This is a genomic window from Mesorhizobium sp. M8A.F.Ca.ET.202.01.1.1 (assembly GCF_004791595.1).
Classification (GTDB): domain Bacteria; phylum Pseudomonadota; class Alphaproteobacteria; order Rhizobiales; family Rhizobiaceae; genus Mesorhizobium.
The window spans coordinates 580,427-595,263 of record NZ_SRUN01000001.1; the positions used below are offsets into that span (position 1 = coordinate 580,427).

The 14,837-nt window shown below is 62.4% G+C and carries 20 protein-coding genes and 1 pseudogene; 10 read left to right on the forward strand and 11 right to left on the reverse strand.

Annotation, left to right across the window (positions count from 1 at the left end; genetic code table 11):
* The first annotated feature begins 72 nt into the window (after window positions 1-72).
* A complete protein-coding gene (locus tag EN845_RS03115; RefSeq protein ID WP_127869709.1) occupies window positions 73-699 on the forward strand; it encodes a TetR/AcrR family transcriptional regulator in 627 nt (208 codons plus the stop codon).
* Window positions 700-767: 68 nt separating this feature from the next.
* On the opposite strand, the gene EN845_RS03120 is transcribed toward EN845_RS03115, so the two are convergent.
* Window positions 768-1,535: a hypothetical protein gene (locus EN845_RS03120; RefSeq protein WP_245511622.1), complete on the reverse strand. Its 768-nt coding sequence runs from the start codon at window positions 1,533-1,535 to the stop codon at window positions 768-770.
* Here EN845_RS03120 and EN845_RS03125 point away from each other — a divergent pair.
* The 4 genes from EN845_RS03125 (at window position 1,494) to groL (ending at window position 5,924) form a co-directional block, all read left to right on the forward strand.
* Window positions 1,494-2,486: a class I SAM-dependent methyltransferase gene (locus tag EN845_RS03125; RefSeq protein ID WP_245511623.1), complete on the forward strand. Its 993-nt coding sequence runs from the start codon at window positions 1,494-1,496 to the stop codon at window positions 2,484-2,486. The two genes, EN845_RS03120 and EN845_RS03125, sit on opposite strands and share 42 nt — an antisense overlap.
* A gap of 241 nt (window positions 2,487-2,727) precedes the next feature.
* A complete protein-coding gene (locus EN845_RS03130; protein WP_135897763.1) occupies window positions 2,728-3,651 on the forward strand; it encodes a hypothetical protein in 924 nt (307 codons plus the stop codon).
* Between the two features lie 255 nt (window positions 3,652-3,906).
* Window positions 3,907-4,203, forward strand: a complete 297-nt coding sequence (gene groES, locus EN845_RS03135; protein ID WP_006203049.1) for a co-chaperone GroES — start codon at window positions 3,907-3,909, stop codon at window positions 4,201-4,203.
* Window positions 4,204-4,268: 65 nt separating this feature from the next.
* The gene (gene groL, locus EN845_RS03140) at window positions 4,269-5,924 is read left to right on the forward strand and encodes a chaperonin GroEL (protein WP_135883582.1); all 1,656 of its coding nucleotides are present in this window, start codon (window positions 4,269-4,271) and stop codon (window positions 5,922-5,924) included.
* Window positions 5,925-6,246: 322 nt separating this feature from the next.
* Here the strand turns inward: groL and EN845_RS03145 are convergent, their stop codons facing one another.
* Window positions 6,247-6,855 (reverse strand): TetR/AcrR family transcriptional regulator, encoded by a 609-nt coding sequence (locus EN845_RS03145; RefSeq protein ID WP_127871504.1) that lies wholly within the window; start codon window positions 6,853-6,855, stop codon window positions 6,247-6,249.
* Between the two features lie 98 nt (window positions 6,856-6,953).
* Here EN845_RS03145 and EN845_RS03150 point away from each other — a divergent pair, with 98 nt between their 5' ends.
* Genes EN845_RS03150 through EN845_RS03160 form a run of 3 tightly spaced genes read left to right on the forward strand, consistent with a single transcriptional unit; the run spans window position 6,954 to window position 8,842 of the window.
* Window positions 6,954-7,967 carry an NAD(P)-dependent alcohol dehydrogenase gene (locus tag EN845_RS03150; protein ID WP_127871503.1) on the forward strand — a complete coding sequence of 338 codons (1,014 nt, stop codon included), beginning with the start codon at window positions 6,954-6,956 and terminating at the stop codon, window positions 7,965-7,967.
* 33 nt (window positions 7,968-8,000) lie between these two features.
* Complete coding sequence (locus tag EN845_RS03155) at window positions 8,001-8,435, forward strand: OsmC family protein (RefSeq protein WP_127871502.1); 435 nt, start codon at window positions 8,001-8,003, stop codon at window positions 8,433-8,435.
* Between the two features lie 20 nt (window positions 8,436-8,455).
* Window positions 8,456-8,842, forward strand: a complete 387-nt coding sequence (locus tag EN845_RS03160) for a nuclear transport factor 2 family protein (protein ID WP_127871501.1) — start codon at window positions 8,456-8,458, stop codon at window positions 8,840-8,842.
* Between the two features lie 9 nt (window positions 8,843-8,851).
* Here EN845_RS03160 and EN845_RS03165 read toward each other — a convergent pair whose 3' ends face one another.
* The 7 genes from EN845_RS03165 to EN845_RS03195 form a co-directional block, all read right to left on the reverse strand.
* Window positions 8,852-9,463 carry a LysE family translocator gene (locus EN845_RS03165; RefSeq protein ID WP_127871500.1) on the reverse strand — a complete coding sequence of 204 codons (612 nt, stop codon included), beginning with the start codon at window positions 9,461-9,463 and terminating at the stop codon, window positions 8,852-8,854.
* A gap of 77 nt (window positions 9,464-9,540) precedes the next feature.
* The gene (locus tag EN845_RS03170; RefSeq protein ID WP_167531234.1) at window positions 9,541-9,864 is read right to left on the reverse strand and encodes a YkgJ family cysteine cluster protein; all 324 of its coding nucleotides are present in this window, start codon (window positions 9,862-9,864) and stop codon (window positions 9,541-9,543) included.
* A 52-nt stretch (window positions 9,865-9,916) separates the two neighbouring features.
* Window positions 9,917-10,084, reverse strand: a complete 168-nt coding sequence (locus EN845_RS03175) for a hypothetical protein (protein ID WP_127871498.1) — start codon at window positions 10,082-10,084, stop codon at window positions 9,917-9,919.
* 1 nt (window position 10,085) lies between these two features.
* Window positions 10,086-10,493 (reverse strand): hypothetical protein, encoded by a 408-nt coding sequence (locus EN845_RS03180; RefSeq protein ID WP_056562978.1) that lies wholly within the window; start codon window positions 10,491-10,493, stop codon window positions 10,086-10,088.
* Window positions 10,493-10,720: a hypothetical protein gene (locus tag EN845_RS03185; protein ID WP_127280426.1), complete on the reverse strand. Its 228-nt coding sequence runs from the start codon at window positions 10,718-10,720 to the stop codon at window positions 10,493-10,495. The genes EN845_RS03180 and EN845_RS03185 overlap by 1 nt, the downstream gene beginning before the upstream one ends.
* Before the next feature lie 342 nt (window positions 10,721-11,062).
* Window positions 11,063-11,272 carry a cold-shock protein gene (locus tag EN845_RS03190; RefSeq protein ID WP_010915421.1) on the reverse strand — a complete coding sequence of 70 codons (210 nt, stop codon included), beginning with the start codon at window positions 11,270-11,272 and terminating at the stop codon, window positions 11,063-11,065.
* Window positions 11,273-11,538: 266 nt separating this feature from the next.
* Window positions 11,539-12,192: a glutathione S-transferase family protein gene (locus EN845_RS03195; protein ID WP_127871497.1), complete on the reverse strand. Its 654-nt coding sequence runs from the start codon at window positions 12,190-12,192 to the stop codon at window positions 11,539-11,541.
* A gap of 151 nt (window positions 12,193-12,343) precedes the next feature.
* Between EN845_RS03195 and EN845_RS03200 the strand changes: the two genes are divergently transcribed.
* A complete protein-coding gene (locus EN845_RS03200; RefSeq protein WP_167531207.1) occupies window positions 12,344-12,532 on the forward strand; it encodes a CsbD family protein in 189 nt (62 codons plus the stop codon).
* A 33-nt stretch (window positions 12,533-12,565) separates the two neighbouring features.
* Here EN845_RS03200 and EN845_RS03205 read toward each other — a convergent pair.
* Window positions 12,566-13,698, reverse strand: a pseudogene (locus tag EN845_RS03205) (metallophosphoesterase).
* A gap of 115 nt (window positions 13,699-13,813) precedes the next feature.
* Here EN845_RS03205 and EN845_RS03210 point away from each other — a divergent pair.
* Window positions 13,814-14,140, forward strand: coding sequence for a hypothetical protein (locus tag EN845_RS03210; RefSeq protein ID WP_245511624.1), 327 nt, complete (start codon window positions 13,814-13,816; stop codon window positions 14,138-14,140).
* Window positions 14,141-14,202: 62 nt separating this feature from the next.
* Here EN845_RS03210 and EN845_RS03215 read toward each other — a convergent pair whose 3' ends face one another.
* Window positions 14,203-14,832: a TetR/AcrR family transcriptional regulator gene (locus tag EN845_RS03215; protein WP_167531206.1), complete on the reverse strand. Its 630-nt coding sequence runs from the start codon at window positions 14,830-14,832 to the stop codon at window positions 14,203-14,205.
* Window positions 14,833-14,837 lie beyond the last annotated feature (5 nt).

The following is a 14,837-nucleotide window of genomic DNA, read 5'->3' on the forward strand; positions in this document are numbered from 1 at the left end:
CATTTAAGAAACTGATACTTGATCATATTTTTTGTCAACCGGAATTCGGGAACCCGTGCGAAAGATCGGTGCATGACGGAAGCAACACGAACGGCCACCGAGCCCAGGCGCAGACCCAAGCAGGAGCGCAGCCGCGAACGCATCGACGCCATCCTGTCGACCACCATGCGGCTGATCGGCGAAAAGGGCATCGACGCCGTCACCATGAAGGAGGTCGGCATGCTGGCGGGCGGGCCCATCGCCACCGTCTACCACTACTTTCCCAACAAGTCGGCGATCCTGGCGATGCTCTATGAGCGGTTCTCGGAGGTCAGCCGGGCGCGCTTCGGCGCGATCATCGCCGAAATCCAGGGGCTGGGCGACGTGACCGGCGCCGCAGACCGCCTGCTCAACGACTACTACAGCCGTGTCGCGGCTGACCCGGCCATTCAGGACCTGCAGAATGCCATCCAGGCCGACAAGGCACTGCAACATCTCGACATCGCCAAGACGAGACATCAGTCGAAGATATTCTGCGACCATGTCGGTCCGATGCTTCAGGCGGAGCAGCGCGAGGCATTCGCACGCCTGGTCTTTCTCATCTTCCAGCTTGCCGGCGGCGTCGTGCGCCTGGCCCTGACGCAAGATGAGGAAGAAGGCCGGCGCACGATCGAGGATTACCGGTCGATCATCCACACCCAGTTGCGGGTGTTCTTGTAAGCCTGATGATCGTCGTGAAGCCACGCCGAATAAGAGGGTGACTGCCGACATGAATGTCAGGACGCCGGTTATGTAAACTCGCGGATGAGGCCTTCGAAGCCGTCGGCAAGATTGGCATTGCCGGCGGCGAGAAAGGCAGAAAGATTGCGGGCGCCGCCGGGTGTCTTGTTGGCGTCAAGCAGCACCGCCCCGCCCTCGTGCATGACAAAGTCGAACTTGCCATAGTCAAAGCCAAGTTCGCGCCTCAGCGCGCGCAGCTCCTCGGGAACCGGAACCGGCTCACGACGGATCGTGTCGTCGCCTTTGACCAGGCTTTGTGGCGAAACATGGCGGGTGCAGCGCTCGCGCTCCCCGCAAAATGTCCAGAAGCGGGCGCCAAAGCCGTCCGGTTCCGGCTCGGGAATGAACTTTTCGACGACGAGATCCCTTCGGTCGAACACCGCAGGCGCAACATCCGAAAGGGACGTACAGACGTGGTAGCCCTCGATAAGCTCGACGCCGGGAAATGGCTCCGGCTTTCCGGCACGTCGCGATCGCCGGTTAAGCGACTGCTCACGCATTCCCAGATTGTTGAGATTGCTCTTGACGATGACCGGCCCTGGCCAGTCGTCATCCCTGCCGATCACGGCGCCGCTGACACGGCGCTTGGAGATGTCGGCTGCCCCAACGTTCAGGCAGAAGGGAAAAGCGCGCGCGTATTCGACATATTCGGGTGGCGTCACGGTCGCATCGACATGCAGCACCGCTATATCGGCCTCCGGCTTCGCCGACGTTCCTGAGAGTATGCGGACGGAATGGCCGCGCCGTTTCAGTTCTTCCAGCAAATCAAAGAGCATGTAGGGACTGTCGCGGCGCAACAGCGGGCCGCGCCGGCGTTCGAACCTGTCGAACTCATGTGTAATAACCGCGATGCGTGTCATGCGCCCCCCGCACTTGGTTTCATTAGCGTCCTCGATTATGCATTTGAATACAATGCCGGCTTGGGGCCAGGGATGACTGATCATTGGAATGCCATTCGAGGGCACTGGAAGTTGCTCGGACCGCCGCTGCGCCCCCCCACGGAAGCGGTGGAAACCTACCATCGCGAGCTCGACCTTTCGGAGGCGCATGTCGTTCTGCTCGGTGTGACTCCGGAACTCGCCGGGCTCGGCGCGACCATGATGGCCGTCGACGAATCCTCCGACATGATCGCTGGAATCTGGCCAGGCGACACTGCGTCGCGAAAGGCTGTCAAAGGCGACTGGCTCGACCTGCCGGTTTCCGATGCAAGCGTCGATGCGGTGATCGGCGACGGCTGCCTGTCGGTGCTCGGGCTTTCAACCGCGCGCCGAGCGCTGTTCGCGGCAATCGCCCGCGTGCTGCGCCCTGATGGCCGCGCGGGCCTGCGTCTCTTCGCCGGTCCCGAGACACCGGACGATCCGGCAGCGGTGCAGGCGCTTGCGCTTTCTGGCGGTGTCTCCACTTTCCACGAGCTCAAATGGCGCGTCGCCATGACCGCGACAGGCCGCGCTCCCGACCATGCGATTCCAGTCAGGACGATCGCGGAAAGGTTCGATGCACTCTTCCCTGACCGCCAGGAACTTTCCGCGCGGACGGGCTGGGACCTGCCTGTCATCGCCACCATCGACGTTTACCGGAACTCCACGGCCATCTACAGTTTTGCACCACCAGCGCAGCTCGTGGCCGAGGCGGAAGCATTCTTCAACGACGTCCGCATTGCTCCAACCGGCGGCTACGGGCTCGCCGAGAGATGCCCGCTTCTGGTGCTGCGGTCGCCGAAAGTTTGAGTCTACAGCAGCGTGCACTGAAAGAGACGGAAATTGCAAAACGCCATGCAATACTCCATGTTCGGCCCCGATGAAATCTATCGATTAGAAACACGGTAAGGAAATGAAGATATCTGGGGCGGTGCTGTCGACCCTATTTTGCGCACTCATTTATTCGCCCGCTTCATCTGAAGCTGACGACGGCCCAACGGCTATTCCATTGACGAAACTAGAGTACCCCGGAAATCCACAGAACATTCACATGCTTTATGTGAATATTATTTCCCTAGGAAATCGGAAAATCGATCAGCCGATTTTGTTGGATACAGGGTCTAGTGGTATGACAATCGAGTGTCTATCGGCGCTCCCCGCCGAACTCTGTTCCGAGGACGGCATTAAGATTACAGAAAGTCGGGAGTTCGATGGGATACTTGTCACCACCAAGAAGGTAGTCATGCATTATGGCACCTACGATGAGTATGGAAATGTGGCTTCAGCGCGCGTGACTTTTGGTTCGCCGGTCTCATCGGCTTCCACGGACAGGCGGGTCTCGTTCCTCATTCGCTACAAGCAAGTCAGACGTGACACAGGTGAAATTGTCGGCGGTCCGCTCTGGCCAAAAGGCATTTTTGGCATCTCGCCCATTGGAGGCGATGGGCCAAATCAGATGATCAGGTCGCCGATGGCCGCTGTAAGCGTAGGGACAGTCCTGCACAGAGGTTATTACCTCTCCCCGATCGGCAGCACGTGGAAGCCATGCACAAACGAGCAGGGCAATTGCCCTGAGGTTCGAGCCTTGCACATCGGCGTTCCGGATGACGTAAAGAAGACTTTCAAGATGCAGAAATGGAAACAGGCCAACCCGCGCTACAATTTCCCAACCTTTGAATCCTGCCTCTCATGGAACTCCAAACCCAATTGTCGGCCAACGCTATACGACACAGGGAACTCAACCATTATGGTCCCGACCGACACGTCCAAACCGTATAGGTCATTAGACGCCGGCACGAAGGTTGCGGTGAAAACCGAAGGTCAGGACGATTGGAATTTTACAACCACCTACAAGCCCGAAGTGGAGATTGTACCGGGTCTTGAACATAACATCGTCGGGATACGGTTTTTCGAAAGGAACAGCCTCCTGGTGGATCTAGAAACCCAGGAGATCGGCCTACGCCTTGGGCATTGAACAATCGATGCCCAGCGCTTCCATCGAACTGACCACCATTCTGCCAGATCGCGGCCGATAACCGCCGCATTCTTCGCGACGATGCGGCAAGAGCAAAATTTCGCGCTGACGCCCCTTGCCGCGCGCCTTGACTCTCGCGGGTCGGCGGCCTATTTCAGCGCCACGTTAGCACTCGCCATTGGTGAGTGCTAACCACGTGTCCGGCACCGCCGGACGGAGGAACTGTTCTCACCGTTCTCATTCGAGGAAGAAAAAATGGCAAAGTCGAAGTTCCGCCCGCTTCATGACCGCGTGGTCGTTCGCCGGGTCGAATCCGAATCCAAGACCGCCGGCGGGATCATCATCCCGGATACGGCGAAGGAAAAGCCGCAGGAAGGCGAGATCATCGCCGTCGGCTCCGGCGCCCGCGACGAAGCTGGCAAGCTGGTCCCGCTGGACGTCAAGGCCGGCGACCGCATCCTGTTCGGCAAGTGGTCGGGCACCGAAGTCAAGCTCAATGGCGAAGACCTTCTGATCATGAAGGAATCCGACATCATGGGCATCATCGGCTGATTATCGGCCTCACCCTCAACTTGAATTTTTCGGGCTCTATCCGAGCCCCTGCCAGGAGCTAAAACATGGCTGCCAAAGACGTAAAATTCTCCCGCGACGCCCGTGAGCGCATGCTGCGCGGCGTCAACATCCTCGCCGACGCGGTGAAGGTCACGCTCGGCCCCAAGGGCCGCAACGTCGTCATCGACAAGTCGTTCGGAGCCCCGCGCATCACCAAGGACGGCGTCACCGTCGCCAAAGAAATCGAGCTTGAAGACAAGTTCGAGAACATGGGCGCGCAGATGGTCCGCGAAGTTGCTTCGAAGACCAACGACATCGCCGGCGACGGCACCACGACCGCGACCGTTCTGGCGCAGTCGATCGTCCAGGAAGGCCACAAGTCGGTTGCCGCCGGCATGAACCCGATGGACCTGAAGCGCGGCATCGATCTCGCCGTCACCGAAGTGGTCGCTGCGCTCGGCAAGGCCGCCAAGAAGATCAAGACCTCCGAGGAAGTCGCCCAGGTCGGCACGATCTCGGCCAATGGCGACGAGTCGGTCGGCAAGATGATCGCGGAAGCGATGCAGAAGGTCGGCAACGAAGGCGTCATCACGGTCGAGGAAGCCAAGACCGCCGAGACCGAACTGGAAGTCGTCGAAGGCATGCAGTTCGACCGCGGCTACCTCTCGCCCTACTTCGTCACCAACGCCGACAAGATGGTCGCCGAACTCGAGGACGTCTACATCCTCCTGCACGAGAAGAAGCTCTCCAACCTGCAGGCCATGCTGCCGGTCCTCGAAGCCGTCGTGCAGACTTCGAAGCCGCTGCTCATCATCTCGGAAGACGTCGAAGGCGAGGCCTTGGCCACGCTGGTCGTCAACAAGCTGCGTGGTGGCCTGAAGATCGCCGCCGTCAAGGCGCCGGGCTTCGGTGATCGCCGCAAGGCCATGCTGGAAGACATCGCCATCCTCACCGGTGGCCAGGTCATCTCGGAAGACCTCGGCATCAAGCTCGAGAACGTCGGCCTCAACATGCTCGGCCGCGCCAAGAAGGTGTCGATCTCCAAGGAGAACACCACCATCGTCGACGGCGCCGGCAAGAAGGCCGAAATCCAGGGCCGCGTCGCCCAGATCAAGCAGCAGATCGAAGAGACCACCTCGGACTACGACAAGGAGAAGCTGCAGGAACGTCTGGCGAAGCTCGCCGGCGGCGTTGCCGTGATCCGCGTCGGCGGTGCGACGGAAGTCGAAGTCAAGGAAAAGAAGGACCGCGTCGATGACGCCCTCAACGCGACCCGCGCGGCCGTGGAAGAAGGCATCGTTGCTGGCGGTGGCGTTGCCCTGCTGCGCGCTTCGGCCAACATCAAGTCGACCGGCGCCAACGCCGATCAGGCCGCTGGCATCAACATCGTGCGTCGTGCGCTGCAGGCTCCGGCCCGCCAGATCGCGTCGAACGCTGGTGCGGAAGCTTCGATCGTTGCCGGCAAGATCCTCGAGAACAAGGGCGCGACCTTCGGTTACAACGCCCAGACCGGCGAATATGGCGACATGATCACCATGGGTATCGTCGATCCGGTCAAAGTCGTGCGCACGGCTCTCCAGGACGCGGCCTCGGTCGCCGGCCTGCTCGTCACCACCGAAGCCATGATCGCCGAAGCTCCGAAGAAGGACTCGGCTGGCGGCGGCATGCCTGGCGGCATGGGCGGCGGCGGCATGGGCGGCATGGGCGGCATGGACTTCTAAGAAGTCCATAAAGCACGCCCATGAATCCAAGTTGCTCAAGCCCCCTAGCGGGCTTGAGTGGCGGCATGGACTTCTAAGAAGTCCATAAAGCACGCCCATGAATCCAAGTTGCTCAAGCCCGCTAGCGGGCTTGAGTGGCGGCATGGACTTCTAAGAAGTCCATAAAGCACGCCCATGAATCCAAGTTGCTCAAGCCCCCTAGCGGGCTTGAGTGGCGGCATGGACTTCAATCCAGCCAACTTGGCTTTATGCATACGGAAAGGGCGGCAGAAATGCCGCCCTTTTTCGTTTTGGCAGTTAACTCGGCCGGCACCTGCCTTTCTTAAGCAGCGCTCTCGGCCTGCTGCGCCACCTTGCCGGCGAGCACGGCCTGCTCGATGAGTGCAGCCACTTCGTCGGCCACGGCGTTGAGTGACGAGCGGTCGCGGGTGGCGCGGGCAATCACCATCAGGCCTTCCAGCGACGATTCGACCAGCAGCGCCAAAGCATGCGCGCGGCGCTCGGGCACCCCTGCCCTGACGAAGGCCTGCCGCAGCAGGCCGATCCACTGCTCGAAAGCTGAGCGGCAGATCTCTTCGAGCTCGGGCACGTCGTTCGGCGCATCGAGCACGACGGGCGCGATCGGGCAGCCGAGCGAAAACTCGTTGTCCTCCAGCATGCGGGCGACAGACTGGTAAATGTGGTGGACGGCGACCGCCGGATCGCTTTCCGTCGCCAGTTGGGCGCCCAGCCGCTCGGTCACGTCGGCCACGCTGGCGCGAGTCACCTCGATGACCAGTTGGTCCTTGCCGCCCGGGAAATGGAAATAGAGCGAGCCGCGCGGTGCGCCGCTGGCAGTCAAAATGTCGTTGAGCGAAGTGCCGTGATAGCCGCGCCGCCGCAAAAGCAGTGCCGTCGCCTCGATCATCCGCGTGCGTGTGTCTGTCGCCATGTCAACCTCTGTCAGGAGCGCGCATTATAGGGCTTGCCCCGAATATGACAATCGGTCTACATAATATGTAAATCGGTCTACATATTTGAGAGGCGACGATGCAAAGCTATCGGCTGGAAGGACAGGACGGCGGCCTCGACAGGCTGGCGATGCGCGAGGACGCGGTCGTCCAGCCGGGTCCGCGTCAGATCCTGATGCGGGTACGCGCCACCTCGCTCAATCGCCGCGACACGATGATCCTCAACGGCACCTATCCGCTGACGCCGCGAGCCGGCATCGTGCCGCTGAGCGATGGCGCCGGCGAAGTGGTGGCCGTCGGCGATGATGTCACCCGCTTTGCCGTCGGCGACCGTGTAACCGGCAGCTATTTCGCCCGCTGGATCGACGGCCGCATCAACGCCAGGCTGATCGACCAGCTCGGCTGCACGCTGGACGGCATGCTCGGTGAATACGCTGTGCTCGACGAGCAATGGGCGGTGCGGCTGCCTGAGCACCTCGACTGGCATGAAGCCGCGACATTTACCTGCGCGGGGCTGACGGCCTGGAGCGCGCTGACGGGCGCGGACGCCCCAAAACCCGGGCAATGGGTGCTGGTTATCGGCTCGGGCGGCGTCGCGCTGTTTGCGCTGCAGTTTGCCAAGCTGATGGGCTGCCGCGTGGCGGCCGTCACTTCCCGCGCCGAAAAATCCGACCGGTTGCGCGCACTCGGCGCCGATCTCGTCATCGCAACGGCCGAGGCGCCGGATTGGGGCATGAAGCTGCGCGAGGCGACGGGCGGCGTCGATTTGACTGTCGAGACCGGCGGGCCGGCGACCTTTATGCAATCGCTGATCGCAAGCTCCCTCTACGGACGCATCGTGCTGCTGACGGTCCAGGACCAGAAGGGCAGATCGGTCGAGATCCCAGCCGCCGTCTACCAGCGCAGTCTTGTCACCATCGGCCGCGTCTTCGTCGGCAGCCGCAGCGGCCTGGAGGCGATGCTTGCCGCCGTCGCGGCGCATCGCTTGAAGCCCGTCATCGACAAGATCTTCCCATTCGCCGAAGCGCGCGAGGCGTATCGGCATTTCATGCAGGGCGACGTGTTCGGCAAGGTCGTCATCGACGGCGCGTGAGCCCCCTATTCACCAACCAGAGGAGAGAAAGCAATGACAGTTCGCGACGCATCGGCCGAATGGCACGGCACGCTCAAGGAGGGATCCGGCCGGCTCAGGCTGGGCAGTGGCGCCTTCGAGGGCGCCTACTCGTTCCCGTCCCGCTTCGAAAACGGTCCGGGCACCAATCCGGAGGAACTGATCGCGGCCGCCCATGCCGGCTGCTTTTCGATGGCGCTCACCGCCGTGCTTGGCCGTGAAGGTCATATCGCAAGCAATATCCACACGATCGCAAAGGTGCATCTGGGCGCCACCGCGGCCGGACCGACGATTACCCGCATCGAGCTTGAGACGGAGGCGCATGTCGCCGGGCTTGCCGCCGCCGACTTCGAGCGGCTGGCGCAGTCGGCCAAGGCTGGATGCCTCGTCTCGCGGGCTCTGGCCGGTGTCGCAGCGATCACGCTGAAGGCGAACCTCGTAACTCACTAAGGACGGAAGGAGAAAATCCAGTGACCCAGGAATTGATCATCGACATCGCCATGGCCAACCGCTCCGGCGAAACGGCTGAAATCATGCGGCGCTATAATGACGTCTTCCAGCGCCACGACCCCTCGGCGCTCGACGAATTGGTGGCGCAGGACTGCGTGATCGAGAACACCACGCCGGCGCCGGACGGCGCACGCCGCGCCGGCAAGGCGGCCTGCGTCGAGCTGTGGTCGGCGATCGCCACCGCGCCCGGCACGCGCTTCGACCTCGAGGAGACTTTCGTGGCGGGCGACCGCGCCACGATCCGCTGGCGCTACTGGATGGCCGACGGCAGTTCGCTGCGCGGCGTCAACCTGATGCGCGTCGCGGACGGGCGCATCATCGAGGCGATGGGTTACGTCAAGGGCTAGGCCAGTCGATCACCTGTCCGCCAGCGCCAGCTTGGCGCCGAGCATGACGAAGGCGCCGGCAAAAGTCCGGCGCATCCAGGTCAGTACCATTGGCCGCGACACGACATGGCTGCGGATCGAGGCCGCGAAGATGCCGTAGCCGACGAAGACCACGAAGGTCAAAAGCATGAAGACCGAGCTGAGCTCAAGCATCTTCGACAGTGCATTGGGCTCGGTGGTGCTGACGAATTGCGGCAGGAAGGCAAAGAAGAAGATCGACAGTTTCGGATTGAGCACGTTGACGAGGATGCCGGTGGCGATCACCTTGCCGGCCGAACGCGGCGCGACATTTTCCTCGACGCTCAGGCCGCCCTTCTCCTTCAGCGTGTTCCAGGCCATGTAGAGCAGATAGGCGACGCCGAGATATTTCAGGGTCTCGAAGGCGACAGCACTGGAGTGCAGCAGCGCCGCAAGGCCGGTGATGGCGGCCGCCATATGCGGAATGATGCCGAGCGTGCAGCCGAAGGCGGCAATGATCGAGGCCCGGGCGCCGCGCGAAAGCCCGGCGCTCAGCGTGTAGAGAACGCCGGTGCCGGGCGAAGCCACGACGATCAGCGACGTCAACAGAAATTCGATGCTCACGATGATCTCCTCCGGCGCCCTGCCCTGACGCAACCTAGCCAGCAAGCCAGGCGTGCACAAGCGACAGTCATTCGCTGCTAAGAGGTAGAAAATCCGAGCGCCCGGCGCGCCGTCAGGCACTCGTCATCGCCAGGCATGCAGGCGCGGCAGACATCCGGTCGCAGTTCATAGATGGTGCAAGCGGTCGACTTGCCGACTTCGCCGGACAGGGCCGAACAGCGCACGCCGTCGCAGCGCATGCCCGACAGGTCGGCCGCCACATGTTTTTCCGGGATCCGGTCGAGCTGCGCATCGTCCTCGGTCGAAAAGCGCGGCCATTCGGCCGAATAGGAGCAGCAGGCCCCGCAGCTCTGGCAATCGAAGACAGGAGCTGACGAAGGCGGACTGCTCGCGGCTAGCACGGCAAACGGCCCCGAAGCGGCAAGGTTGCGATCGGCATCCCGAGGCAAGGCGCTACTTCTTCCTGCCCGTCTTGCCCTTCGGTGCGTCGACCGGCGACTTGAACAGATCGGTCGCTGCCTCGTCGGCCTTGGCCGCCTTCGGCGCCGCAACCGGTTTGGCCGGCTTTGCGGCGGAAGCCGGCGCTGACGGCTGGTCCTTGGCGGAGAATTTTATGGCCATGTCAGTCCTCGTCGGCGAAACGCGATGACGGTGCGCGCGGATTGCGCAAGCGGCCGATCAGGGCCGAAACCGCCGTGATGTTCATCTCCTCGGGCGACCAGTTCCGCGCTTCCGCGATGTGATGCGGCGCCAGCTCACGATGCGTGCTGCCGCTGTAGGCGGCGTCCTGGTAGGTCACCCGCTCCTGGGTCTTTTTGTCCTCGCGGACATATTCGATCAGGTAGTTCGGGGCTTCGGCGCGGCCGCGCACACCGACGCGCACCTGGGCATCGCCATGGGCGCGCTTGCAGCGTTCGAGTTTTTCCAGCACGCGCCGGACATATTCGACCGGCTTGTCCAGGGTTTCGACCATGTCGGCTATGGTCGCATCGGCCGCGATCGGCGTTGGCGGTACGCGCTTGGTGGCCATCAGCGTTTTCCGGCTCGTTTCGGCAGCGCCGCGAGCGCGGCGGCGGCCGCCATCTCGTCGGCCTCCTTCTCCAGCCGCAGTTCGCGCAGGCGCGCGGTCTTGGCTTCCCGTGCTTCGCTGACGGCATCCCGTTCGGAAATGATGCGGTTGAGCGACATCGACTGGGTTTGCGTCTTGCTGAAAAGCGACACGGCCGGGTCGACGGCTGGCTTCGAATGGGCGGTCAAGATCTTTCTCCTGTCAGGAGCCTGGTACCGATAGGGCGAGACCGGGTCTTCGGTCGGGACCAGTACAAAGCGATGCGGCAGCGGATTCAGAATGCTGCAGCGTCCCTTAGCACGTTCAGCCCAATGCGCAGCGCATTTTCGGCGGCAACAAGCGTAAAATGAAAAAGGCCAGGCACCGCCTGACCTTCCCTGGGAGCCGCCGCGCATCCAACTGGATGCACAAGCTGGCTCCTGATGGGCAGCACAAACCTTGGAAACTCAGGTTCCCGTGGCAATGCGCCCGAATTCGCCGTTCACCAGTGCCAGTACATCCGTGGTCACCGGGACGGCTGAATTCTTACTTCACGCCGCCTTCAACTGGTCGGCGGACATCTTGCCCGACTTGTTGTCGCGGACCATCTCGTAGCCGAGCTTCTGGCCCTCGACGATGTCGCGCATGCCGGCGCGTTCCACGGCCGAGATGTGGACAAAAACGTCGGCGGAGCCGTCGTCAGGCTGAATAAAACCAAAACCTTTGGTGGCGTTGAACCACTTAACTGTGCCGGTGCTCATGACGAACCCTTTCCATGGCAAATATTCGTTCGCCGTCATGCGGATGCACAACGTCGTTTGTCTCGATTTTTGATGTGGGAAGTTCGTCAAAGGCGCGCTCGAAAGCGCGGATAACAAAAGTCAGTCAAACAAATATCGACGAATTTCTTCTACGCGTGTTTCAGACGCCTGTCAAACGTTGCGCCATCGAGCCGAAAATCCGCCAGATGAAAAAACGCCGCAAGTGGTCGATCCCGACCCCTGGGGAAGATCGTTCCGCACAGACCCTACTCGTCCGGCCCCGGCTCCGGCCATGTCTCCCTGGCTGCCTCGGCGTACCATTGGCGCATGGCCGGCGTCGCCAGAACCGCGTCGACATAAGCCCTGGTGTCGGGCGCCATATCGCCGCCATAGGTGTCGAAACGGGTAACTACGGGCGCGTACATGGCATCGGCCGCGGTGAAGTGGCCGAACAGAAACGGGCCGGCCTTGCCGTGTTTCTCACGGCACTCGCGCCACAGCGCCTCGATGCGGGCACGTTGGATCTCGCCCTCGGCGTCGAGTGGCTTGTGTCCCTTGGGCCGGCGCAAGTTCATCGGCCAGCCATAGCGGACTTCGCGAAACCCGGAATGCATCTCGGTCGCCGCCGAACGCGCCAGCGCCCGGGCGCCGATATCGGCCGGCCAGAGTTTCTTCTCCGGAAAGAGATCGGCGAGATATTCAAGGATGGCAAGGGTTTCCCAGACGATCCTTCCCTTGTGATTCAGGACGGGCACCTGACCGGTCGGCGACACTTTTGCCAGGTTGGCCGCAGTTTCCGGCGTGCGCAGCCGCACGAAGCCCTCTTCGAATGGTATCTCCAGGTACCGCATCGCCACCCAGGGCCTGAGCGACCAGGATGAAAAGCACTTGTTGCCGATATAGAGCGTAAATTCCGACATCTGTCCCCCTTGGCGGTTGCTCCTTGCGGAGTGCGCTGGCCGGCACCCTAGCCTGCCGACCCGGCCGCCGAAAGGCACTTGTCTTGCCGACACGGGCAGCAACTGCTGGAACCGAAACCGTGCCGGCTCGTTTGCCCAGGCGAACCAGGAGATGCGAAAAATGGTGAACAAGGATCAGGTGGCCGGCGTCGCCAAGCAGGTGAAAGGCTCGATCAAGCAGGCTGCCGGCAAAGCGACCGGCAACAGGCAGACACAGGCCGAAGGGATGGCCGACAAGGCCACCGGCAAGGTGCAGAAGGCCTATGGCGACGTGAAGGACAAGGTCAAGAAATCGCTTTGATCGCTGTGGAAGGGCCGCGTCGAGCGGCCCTTTTCACGTCTTCAGCGATTTGCTGAAGGCGTTGGTGAAAATCACATCGCCATCATCGTTGCTGGCTTCACCCAACACGACGTCCAGGCTGTCGTCGGTGACACGTGCCAGAGCAAAGCCACCCATATAGGCCGCTTTCGGCTTGAAGAGATCGAGGCCGTCGCGTTGATAGATCATCGGCACCTCGTGCTGATGACCGTGGAAGATGGCGATGACGTTGTAGCCCTTCAGGGCCGCCAGCAATGCCTGGCGGTCCGCATCGCTCCACCAATGCGACGCTCCCTTGCCTTCGTCGTCAAACGCCCTCCTGGCGGGGTCCCACCGCTCCGTCGAAAAAATATCCCAGCCATAGTGCTGGAACAGGATGACCGGGCGGCCGTCGGCGGCATAGGTCGCCAGGTCCTGCTTGAGCCAAGGCAGGCTGTTGTCGGCGCCATGGCCGGTGTCGCCGGCGAAGCGATGGGTCTGCACCAGATGCAGGCCGCCCCAGTCCCATGAATAGCAGTCGGTGTCGACATCGTAGCTGGTGGCCGGCACCGGCGGCTTGAAGAACACGCCGGCGCGATGATTGACCTCGACATAGTCGCGCATTTCGCGCCGGTACCAGTCGACATGGTGCGGCGGCCCGTTCTGGTCGAGGTCGTGATTGCCGAGGCCGACATAAACCGGAACATGCACGCGGTCGGGGCCCATGCCTTGCTGATAGCGCTGGCTGAACTGCAGGAGTTGGGTGCCTTCGCTGGGCTCGGTGATCTGGCCGCCGCCATCGTCGGTGATGTCACCGCCGACGACAAGGCCGAGCGGCGTGCCGATGCGGCTACCGGCAGGCCGCAGGCCGGTGGCGATGGCGTTGATCTCGGCCGGCCACTCCTTGTCACCGATGGCGTTCAACGCCGCGACGTCGCGCAGCAGCGCCGCGTCCGTCTTGCCTTCCAGCTGGCAATTGGGGCTCAAGCCGCTCGCCATGCGGCAGGCATGGACATCGGCGACGAACAGGAAGGTGGCGTCGACAGCTGGATGCGCTGCCCGGTCTGACCGAACGCCGGGCGTGAAAGCGCACCGGCCGTGGCAAGACCGGCGGCCTGTAGCAGAAACCCACGGCGCGAGAGCAATATGGAGGAAGGGCGATTCATCATCGGGATTTCAGCATGGAGGGCGGGCGGCAGTAAAGTTCAGTCCTCGCCACGGCGATCGCCGCATGAAAGAGCCGCCATCGAGGTTTTTCGCGACAGCGAGACCGGTCGGCTGGCAATGATCCCGTTTGCCGATCTGCGAAAACTGTTTCCGCTCAAGGCGGGAGCCAAGAGCACGATCGAGTTCGTCGAGCTGTCGCCCAGCAAGCAGCCGAATGCCACCAAGACACTGACGCTGGCCAAGGAGACGTTCAGCCTGGGCGACTGCAAATACAATGTGCTCGCCGTCACGGAGACCTTCAAGAGCGGAGGCGGAGAGACACTCGACGCCTTCACGGCACTCTATTCACCCGATCTGCAGGCCGCTCTCGCCCGGCGCTACGATGAAGGCACCAGCGCGGAATCAGTGAACGGCTACGAGACGATCAAGCCTTTGGCCGACTAGATCTAGGAACCGGCTGTCCGCGCTCGCCGCGGCATCGCCGCAAAGCCGGGCTGTAGCCTGCCTCAAATGCCGCCGTACCGCCGCAGCACCCTGCGACGTCGCCTCGCCCCCGGATCGCCCTGCGATGATGCCGCTTGCGCGGCGCTCTCGAACGCCGCAAGGCAATCGCGCAACGGGCTGGCGTCCTGCGCTGCCTTGGCCATCGACATGGCACCGGAATAGGCGGCGACGGCAACCATCGCAAACTGCCGGGGGTCCGTGCCTTGCTCCCTGCCCTCCTGCTGGTCGGCGCTGATCTTGTTGGCGATCGCCTGGCGCCATGCAGCGAAGATGCCGGCAAGCGCAATCCGGAACTCGGGATCGGCGAGCGAGAGCTCATGCGCCAGATTGTTGAGCGGGCAGCCGCGCACGAAACCTTGCCGTTCCAGTTCCGCCGCCACGGCTTCGAACACCTGACGCACGCCATCACGCGCCGAAGCCGCCGCTTGCACCGGGGCGATCCACGTCTCCTCGACCGCCGCCGCCACACGCTCGTCGATGACCGCCAGCGCCAGCGCCTTCTTCGTCGGGAAATGATGATGCAGCGCGCCGGCGCTGACGCCTGCCGCCGCCATCAGGTCGCCGAGGCTGGAAGCATGATAGCCGCGTGCCTGAAACGCGTCTTCGGCGACGTCGAGCACTTTCCGGCGCATGCCCT

Bases quoted from the DNA above. Each gene is read 5' to 3' on its own strand.
- EN845_RS03115 (WP_127869709.1), top strand. From the start codon at position 73: ATGACGGAAGCAACACGAACGGCCACCGAGCCCAGGCGCAGACCCAAG.
- EN845_RS03125 (WP_245511623.1), top strand. From the start codon at position 1,494: ATGGCCGCGCCGTTTCAGTTCTTCCAGCAAATCAAAGAGCATGTAGGG.
- EN845_RS03120 (WP_245511622.1), bottom strand. From the start codon at position 1,535: ATGCTCTTTGATTTGCTGGAAGAACTGAAACGGCGCGGCCATTCCGTC.
- EN845_RS03130 (WP_135897763.1), top strand. From the start codon at position 2,728: ATGCTTTATGTGAATATTATTTCCCTAGGAAATCGGAAAATCGATCAG.
- groES (WP_006203049.1), top strand. From the start codon at position 3,907: ATGGCAAAGTCGAAGTTCCGCCCGCTTCATGACCGCGTGGTCGTTCGC.
- groL (WP_135883582.1), top strand. From the start codon at position 4,269: ATGGCTGCCAAAGACGTAAAATTCTCCCGCGACGCCCGTGAGCGCATG.
- EN845_RS03145 (WP_127871504.1), bottom strand. From the start codon at position 6,855: ATGGCGACAGACACACGCACGCGGATGATCGAGGCGACGGCACTGCTT.
- EN845_RS03150 (WP_127871503.1), top strand. From the start codon at position 6,954: ATGCAAAGCTATCGGCTGGAAGGACAGGACGGCGGCCTCGACAGGCTG.
- EN845_RS03155 (WP_127871502.1), top strand. From the start codon at position 8,001: ATGACAGTTCGCGACGCATCGGCCGAATGGCACGGCACGCTCAAGGAG.
- EN845_RS03175 (WP_127871498.1), bottom strand. From the start codon at position 10,084: ATGGCCATAAAATTCTCCGCCAAGGACCAGCCGTCAGCGCCGGCTTCC.
- EN845_RS03180 (WP_056562978.1), bottom strand. From the start codon at position 10,493: ATGGCCACCAAGCGCGTACCGCCAACGCCGATCGCGGCCGATGCGACC.
- EN845_RS03190 (WP_010915421.1), bottom strand. From the start codon at position 11,272: ATGAGCACCGGCACAGTTAAGTGGTTCAACGCCACCAAAGGTTTTGGT.
- EN845_RS03195 (WP_127871497.1), bottom strand. From the start codon at position 12,192: ATGTCGGAATTTACGCTCTATATCGGCAACAAGTGCTTTTCATCCTGG.
- EN845_RS03200 (WP_167531207.1), top strand. From the start codon at position 12,344: ATGCGAAAAATGGTGAACAAGGATCAGGTGGCCGGCGTCGCCAAGCAG.
- EN845_RS03210 (WP_245511624.1), top strand. From the start codon at position 13,814: ATGATCCCGTTTGCCGATCTGCGAAAACTGTTTCCGCTCAAGGCGGGA.
- EN845_RS03215 (WP_167531206.1), bottom strand. From the start codon at position 14,832: ATGCGCCGGAAAGTGCTCGACGTCGCCGAAGACGCGTTTCAGGCACGC.